The 7,518-nt window shown below is 37.9% G+C and carries 8 protein-coding genes; 2 read left to right on the top strand and 6 right to left on the bottom strand.

All coding sequences use genetic code 11. From position 1 onward, the window contains the following. The 6 genes from HRT72_10100 to HRT72_10125 all read right to left on the bottom strand — a co-directional run. The coding region (locus HRT72_10100; protein NQY68055.1) for a 3-oxoacyl-ACP synthase at positions 1–228 on the bottom strand (228 nt) is incomplete at its 3' end. 2 nt (positions 229–230) lie between these two features. Then, positions 231–1,172 carry a phosphate acyltransferase PlsX gene (plsX, locus tag HRT72_10105; GenBank protein ID NQY68056.1) on the bottom strand — a complete coding sequence of 314 codons (942 nt, stop codon included), beginning with the start codon at positions 1,170–1,172 and terminating at the stop codon, positions 231–233. Positions 1,173–1,206: 34 nt separating this feature from the next. Continuing rightward, positions 1,207–1,392 carry a 50S ribosomal protein L32 gene (gene rpmF / locus HRT72_10110; protein NQY68057.1) on the bottom strand — a complete coding sequence of 62 codons (186 nt, stop codon included), beginning with the start codon at positions 1,390–1,392 and terminating at the stop codon, positions 1,207–1,209. A gap of 15 nt (positions 1,393–1,407) precedes the next feature. Beyond that, entirely contained in the window at positions 1,408–1,905 is a 498-nt protein-coding gene (locus tag HRT72_10115; GenBank protein NQY68058.1) for a DUF177 domain-containing protein, read from the bottom strand. 114 nt (positions 1,906–2,019) lie between these two features. Next, on the bottom strand, positions 2,020–3,018 hold the full coding sequence (pdxA, locus tag HRT72_10120) for a 4-hydroxythreonine-4-phosphate dehydrogenase PdxA (protein NQY68059.1): 999 nt from the start codon (positions 3,016–3,018) through the stop codon (positions 2,020–2,022). A gap of 6 nt (positions 3,019–3,024) precedes the next feature. Next, a complete protein-coding gene (locus tag HRT72_10125) occupies positions 3,025–4,464 on the bottom strand; it encodes a leucyl aminopeptidase (GenBank protein NQY68060.1) in 1,440 nt (479 codons plus the stop codon). Between the two features lie 52 nt (positions 4,465–4,516). On the opposite strand from HRT72_10125, the gene mqnC reads away from it, so the two are divergent. Then, a complete protein-coding gene (gene mqnC, locus HRT72_10130) occupies positions 4,517–5,641 on the top strand; it encodes a dehypoxanthine futalosine cyclase (GenBank protein ID NQY68061.1) in 1,125 nt (374 codons plus the stop codon). Between the two features lie 82 nt (positions 5,642–5,723). Beyond that, positions 5,724–7,518 (top strand): hypothetical protein (locus HRT72_10135; protein NQY68062.1); only part of this gene is annotated, 1,795 nt, incomplete at its 3' end.

Here is a 7,518-nt window from a genome sequence, read left to right on the forward strand (position 1 = left end):
AAGCAAATCGATTTCTTTTGGGTCGGTACCAGTTTTTTCGCATAGTTCACGAACAGCGTGCTTACCGATTATAGATGTTCCACCTTCTTCTAATACCCTTCTTTCTTCAATTCCAGTTCGTGCTTTGATCCAATCGTCGGATGTATCCACTAGCTTTTCGAGGTCTTTGTTAGACATTACCTTTTCAGGTACATATCCAGCAACACCAGTAATAACAGCTCTTACCATAGTTAATTAAATGCTTCCCTAGTTTTCTCACAAAGCTTTTTTTCAATCATGCTTCGTGTTAGATTAATCATGTTTTTAATCGCCTCGGGAGTCGACGATCCATGCCCTACCACAACAGGAGCGTTAACCCCTAATATTGGACTACCACCAAAATGTTGGTAATCGAACCTTTGAAAAAAGTTGTCCATTTCAAAATCTCTCTTCTTTAAGAGACCATGAATTTTTTCCATCGATTTAAGAACTACATTACCTGTAAATCCATCTGTTACGATAACATCAGTTCCTTCATCAAAAATTTCATTTCCTTCTACATTTCCTACAAAATTGAAGTCTTTAGAGTCCTCCATTAATTCGTAAGTGGCTTGAGTAAGAAGATTTCCTTTGCCTGGTTCCCTACCTAGATTAAGTAAACCGACTTTTGGATTATCAACGTTTAAGATAACATTGCTATAAAGAGAACCTAAAGTTCCAAATTGATACATCACATCCGATTTGCAATCTGCATTAGAGCCAACGTCTACAAGAACATTACACTCGCCATTTTCTTTTGGCATAAACGAGATTACGCAAGGCCTAATAACACCGGGTACGTTTTTTACACTGAACATGGCACCAGCCATCATTGCGCCTGTGTTGCCAGCTCCAGTAAAACCATCCAGATTTTTTTCTACGAGCATTTTAAAGCCAATAGAAATACTTGAGTTTCTCTTTTTACTGAGTGCCTTGATAGGAGAATCTTTCATCTCTATGACTTCATCGCAGTTGATTATTTCAAAATCATCCGGATTGCCACCCTCTTCTAGTATCGAAGATTTAATCTCATCTTCTTTACCAAGAAGAACTATCTCGATGTCGGAGTCAAGTTCTTTTTGTGCGAGTAATACACCTTGTATAGGTACAGAGGGTGCAAAATCGCTCCCCATAATGTCAATTCCAATCCTCATATTATAAGAGAAGGGTTATAACGAATGGGTGAACTTATACTGCTACTGCTTTTTCAACGGCTAATTTGCCTTTATAATACCCGCAATCTCCACATACGTGGTGATATTGTACAGGTGAATTACAGTTAGAACATACAGCTAAAGTAGTAGCCGACGCTTTATAATGCGTTCTTCTCTTATCTCTTCTACTTTTTGATATTTTTCGCTTAGGATGTGCCATAGTTATTATTAATAATTATACTAATTCTTTTAATTTGTCCCATCTGGGATCAGTACTTTCTTTTTCCGCTTTGTAATTATCCAGATTTTTCAATGCGCCTTTATCGCATGCGTCTTCTGGGTGAACTCTTTTTGCAGGTATTGCTACCGACACGCATTCATATACAAAGTGCGTTATTTCTAATTCTTGTTCAAAAGAGGTGATTTGCCAAACTTCTTCATCGAAGTTTTCGGACTCACCCAGTTTTACTATTAATTTTTCTTTACCATTTAAAGGCATACTATACGGTGATCCACAACTGTCGCACATTGTATCAATGTTGCCATTAAATCTCATATCTAACACCAACATGTTAGAACTCTTAACTAATTCAAGTTCAATGTCGATATTGCATGTTTCTATTTCTGAACTCTTAAAGTTCTCGAAAAAGCTTCCATCGATTTGGTACTCAAATTGATGAGTTTGGTCTTTTAAACCTGCCAGTGCAATACGTACGGTATCTAATACCTTCATTTTATCTCAAAAAGGGCTCAAAGTTAATCATTTCCACGTGATATTAAAAATGATTTTTAGTTGAAAACATTAACCGCCATTTAGCCTTTTAATTTAAAGCACAAATAACCGGAATTACAGTAATCTTCTGGCTTTCACGGCATCAACTGCTTTTAAAATGGCGCAGTGAAATGATAATTCCGAAGCCTGGTTTTTTCCAGCGATTTCAAAGGCCGTTCCATGATCCGGAGAAGTGCGAACAAATGGCAGTGCAGCGGTGAAATTCACACCAGAATTAAAGGTTAATGCTTTAAACGGAATTAGGCCTTGGTCGTGATACATGGCTAATATACCATCATATTTCTTAAATGCGCCAGAACCAAAGAGACCATCAGCAGGGAAAGGACCTTCTACATTAATTCCTTTATTAATTAGCTCAGCTATTGCTGGAGAGATAGTTGTTATTTCTTCTTTGCCCAATGTGCCATTATCTCCGGCATGTGGATTTAGACCTAAAATAGCAATATTCGGTTTATTGATTCCAAAATCTTGTTCTAGGCACGTAGAGAGCAACTCGGCTTTCTTGATTATAAGATCCTTAGTTATTTTAGTGGCAATTTCTGTGACGGGAATGTGACCTGTTACTACGGCAATACTTAAATCTTTAGATGTCATCAACATCAATGGTTCTTTGTCGCCACCCATATGTGCCAAATACTCTGTATGCCCTGGGTAATTAAAATTATCGGATTGGATATTGTTCTTATTAATCGGGCATGTAATAAGAGCTTCGATTTGTTTTTCTACAAGTTGATTGGTCGCCGCACTAAGAGACAGGTAAGAATAGTTTCCCATTTCTTTGGTCGATTTACCATATTCGATGGTCACTTTTTCTTCCCAGCATTCAATGACATTAACAAATCCGAGCTCTGCTTCCTGAGGAGAGTCTATAGTTTTTACTTTTAAACCAGATGCTTTGAATTTCTCTAAGCTATTAGTTATAACGTTGGTAGAGCCATAAAATATTGGGGTGCAATTAGCAGGTATTGGATGATTTGCAAAGGCTTTTAGAGCTACCTCTAAACCAACGCCATTAAGGTCTCCACAAGAAATTCCTAATCGAATTATGCTCATCAACTCTTATTTAGATAATTTGTCGAAGAAATTATAGAGTAATCGAACGCCGTACCCAGTGCCACCTTTGGCCTTGTAATTATCTGTAGCGGTTAAAAAAGCCGTACCAGCAATATCGATATGTAACCAAGGATAATCAATAAAGTTTTCTAAAAATTTACCAGCTGTTATTGCTCCTCCAGTTGGACCGCCAAGATTACTGAGGTCTGCAACATCTGATTTTATTTGATCAGAGTATTCGTCCCAAAAAGGAAATTCTACTAATCGTTCGTAAGTTTCATCACCAACTTCTTTCAAGTTTGCTTTTACTTTCTCCGATGCTGTGCCCATAAAAACGCTTCCTAGAGATCCAATTGCTGCATACGCAGATCCAGTTAGTGTAGCTAAATCTATCACCAGTTCTGGTTTGTATTTTTGAGCATAACTAAGTGCATCGGCTAAAATCAAACGTCCTTCTGCATCGGTGTTTTTAACCTCAACAGTCATCTTATTGTGCATGGTTATCACATCGCTCGGTACAATTGCATTACCTCCAGGTCTATTATCCGTTAATGGTAATAACCCAATTATGTGGATAGGTAATTTTGATAAGGCAATGGCATGAATGGTCCCTGCCACGGTTGCAGCTCCAGCCATGTCGCATTTCATTTGATCCATTGAATTGGCTGTTGGCTTAAGGCTTAAGCCGCCCGTATCGAAAACAACACCCTTACCAACAAGTACATATGGTTTCTTATTGCTCGCATTTTTGGGTTTCCATTCTAAGATGCAAAAAGCAGGAGGATCTACACTTCCTTTATTTACTGCAAGAATGCCACCCATCTTTAGCGTCTCAATTTGTTTCTTGTTGAGGGCATGAAATTTAAAACCAGATTTCTTGGAGAGCTTTTGAAGTTCCTTAACCATGGTCGGAGCATCGAGGTAAGACAATGGTTCGTTCACTAAATCACGAGCAACGGCTACAGAGTCTAATTGATTTTGAAGAGCTATTACATCTTTTTTTGACAAGTGTTTACTCATCACTTTTATCTGAGACAAACTGTTTAACTGCTTCTCTTTTGTTTTGTGATTTAAGAATTGGTAGTTCCCAAGATAAAGGCCTTCCACTAAAGCAGAGGAGATGCCCTTAATATCGATCTCTTCAACAATAATTACGCTTTTCGTTTTATTAGAATTAATAGTTGTTAGTATTCCATTTCCTTGAATTCGATACTTTTCTTGCAATGCATTTGTTGAGTCTTTATCCTTGATAAGGCAGATAAAAAGAAGCCTATTGTATTGATTAATCGTTACGAAAGAGCCCTTGGTATCCTTTACTTGTTCTTTTACGTAATCTTTTTCGGCTTTCGATAATTGGTATTTATCTATTTGAGAAAGACTAGAAACCAGTATTATCAGCGAATCTGACGCTGAAAATGAGGTTGTTGTGTTTAAGGTAGTACGCACTATTATTTGTAAATTTGTTACCCCGCAAAAATAGCAAAACACCCGTAAATAGATGGATCAACAGATTAATGGTTTATTAAAAAAAGCAATGGATGCCGAGTTTCTTTCGGCAGAAGAAGGACAGCACTTATTTGAGAACGCATCTACGTCTGCACTTTCTTTCGTTGCAAACGAAATGCGAAAGCAGCGTAATCCCAATGATATAGTTACTTGGATTATAGATCGAAATGTAAATACAACAAACGTTTGTACGGCAAATTGCAAGTTTTGTAATTTCTACAGAGTTCCTGGGCATGAGGAGGCTTACATAACCACAATGGATGAATACAAAGTAAAAATTGATGAGACCATTAAGTATGGTGGTAATCAATTGTTATTACAAGGTGGACATCATCCAGATCTCGGGCTTAAGTTTTATGTGGACACTTTTAAAGGAATAAAAAAGATGTACCCAGACATTAAATTACATGCTTTGGGACCACCTGAAATTGCACACATCTGCAAGTTGGAAGGATTATCGCACACAAAAGTTTTAGAGGAATTGAAAGAAGCTGGTATGGATTCGATTCCTGGAGCTGGAGCAGAAATTTTAAACGATAGGGTAAGAAGGTTGATCTCAAAAGGGAAATGCACGGGTGGAGAGTGGTTAGATGTTATGCGAGCTGCGCATCAACTAAACATGACAAGTTCGGCAACCATGATGTTTGGTCACATTGAAACAATTGAAGAAAGGTTTGAACATTTGGTTTTACTAAGGGAAGTACAAGACGAGAAACCTAAAGATTCAAAAGGATTTATTGCATTCATCGGCTGGCCATTTCAGGATGAGGACACTTTGTTGCTAAATGTTAAAGGTGTTAAGAATAGTGTTTCTGGAGATGAATACATCCGTATGATAGCGATGAGTAGAATTATGTTACCAAACTTTGAGAACATTGGTGTTTCTTGGTTAACGGTTGGTAAAGAAGTTGCTCAAGTATGTTTACATGGCGGAGCAAACGATTTCGGATCTATTATGATTGAGGAGAATGTTGTTTCTGCAGCGGGCGCTCCACATCGATTTAGTGCAAGCGGTATTCAAGAGGCAATTAGAGAAGCTGGATTTACACCGCAGCTAAGAACTCAAGAGTATACATATCGGGATCTACCGTTAGAAATGGAAGATCAAGTGGTGTGATTTTTGATCGAATACAACGTATCGATGTTGCATACGTAAAATAAAATGCTCCAAATAATGTTATTTGGACAGAAGTGTTTCAATGAAATTATTTGTATCCATAGCATGTGTTTTTTTTCTGGGAGTATTTGATTCCTATGGAACGCATAATAGGGCCGGAGAGATCACATACAGAACACTTAGTCAGCTAGAGATAGAGGCCACCGTAATTATTTACACGAAATATATTATTGGAGATTCTATCGACAATGTAGATAGAGAATTTCTTGATATTCTGTGGGGCGATGGTACTCAGCAAGAAATACAAAGAACTTCAGTTGCTAACCTTAGCAATGAGGAAAATGTTAGAAGAAGCACTTACATTTTAACACATACATATTCTGGTCCAGGTAATTTCACTATTTCTATCAATGACCCAAATAGAAATGCAGGAGTAGTTAATATCCCTTCTTCGGATGATGTTCCGTTTTATATCGAATCTACTCTTCACATTAATTCATTTCTTGGAAATAACAATTCTCCAGTTCTACTAAACCCACCTTTAGATCATGCGGTGGTAAATCAAATTTTTAATCATAATGTAGGTGCCTACGATGTGGAAGGCGATAGTATATCCTATAGGCTCATTCCAAGTAAGCAAGCATTCGGGACCGATGTAGCCGGGTATACTTATCCAGATACTCACCCTGCAACGAGTGTTAACTCACTTACCATAGATCCTATTACTGGAGATCTAGTTTGGGATGCCCCTCAAATTGAAGGAGAATATAATATTGCGATACTCATTGAGGAATGGAGGAATGGTACTTTAATGGGTGCCGTTACGAGAGACATGCAGATTTTTGTAGAGAGATCGGACAATGAACCCCCTGTAATAGACCCAGTAGATGATTTTTGCATCGAGGCAGGTGAGTTTACTGATTTAAGGATTCGAGCCATCGACCCGAATGAAGATTGGGTTATTCTTGGCGGATCTGGAGGGCCTTTTATGGTGAATAACCCAGCCGTTCTTATAGAGACAAATGAATATCAAGAAGTAGAAACCAATTTTACTTGGCAAACTAGCTGTGGCCATGTGCGAAATCAACCTTACTCCGTTAGCCTGAGAGCTGAGGATGATGGACACCCAGAATTAGTAGGTCTTAATACCTTCAGTATTTCTGTTTTAGCGCCAGCACCCGAAAATCTTATGGCTGTTGCAATCGGCAGCCAAATTAACTTGAACTGGGATATAAGTCCATGTTCAAATGCGATTGGCTATAACATATATAGAAGAATTGATTCAGCCAACTTTATTCCAGATACATGTGAAGTGGGGGTGCCTGCACATACAGGTTATGTGTTAATTGCCACAATTGATGGTTTATCGAATACGTATTATTCTGATTACGACGATGTACTACACGGACCACATTATTGCTATGTCGTAACTGCGGTATTTGCAGATGGTGCTGAGAGTTTTGTTTCTAATGAATCATGTACAGAGTTAAAAAGAGATGTACCGATAATAACACATGTAAGTGTAGAAATTACTCATGAAACATTGGGGGAGATTGATGTAATATGGTCGATGCCAATTAAACTGGATCAATTTGATGGGCCCTTTGAATATAGAATCTATAGATCGTCGGGTGGTGCTTTCGATTTGATAGGAAATATCTCGTCGTTAACAGATACTATTTTTAGAGATATTAATCTTAACACTGCAGGTCTAACCTATCAATATATGATTGAGTTTTATGATATCGGTGGAAGTGAAGAGTATAAAATTGGAAATACAGAAACGGCACCTTCCGTCTTTTTATCTACAGACTCTGCAGATAATCAGCTAACAATTAGTTGGAGCGAGGTTACGCCATGGACTAATGATGAATATG

Source organism: Flavobacteriales bacterium, assembly GCA_013214975.1.
Classification (GTDB): Bacteria; Bacteroidota; Bacteroidia; order DT-38; family DT-38; genus DT-38.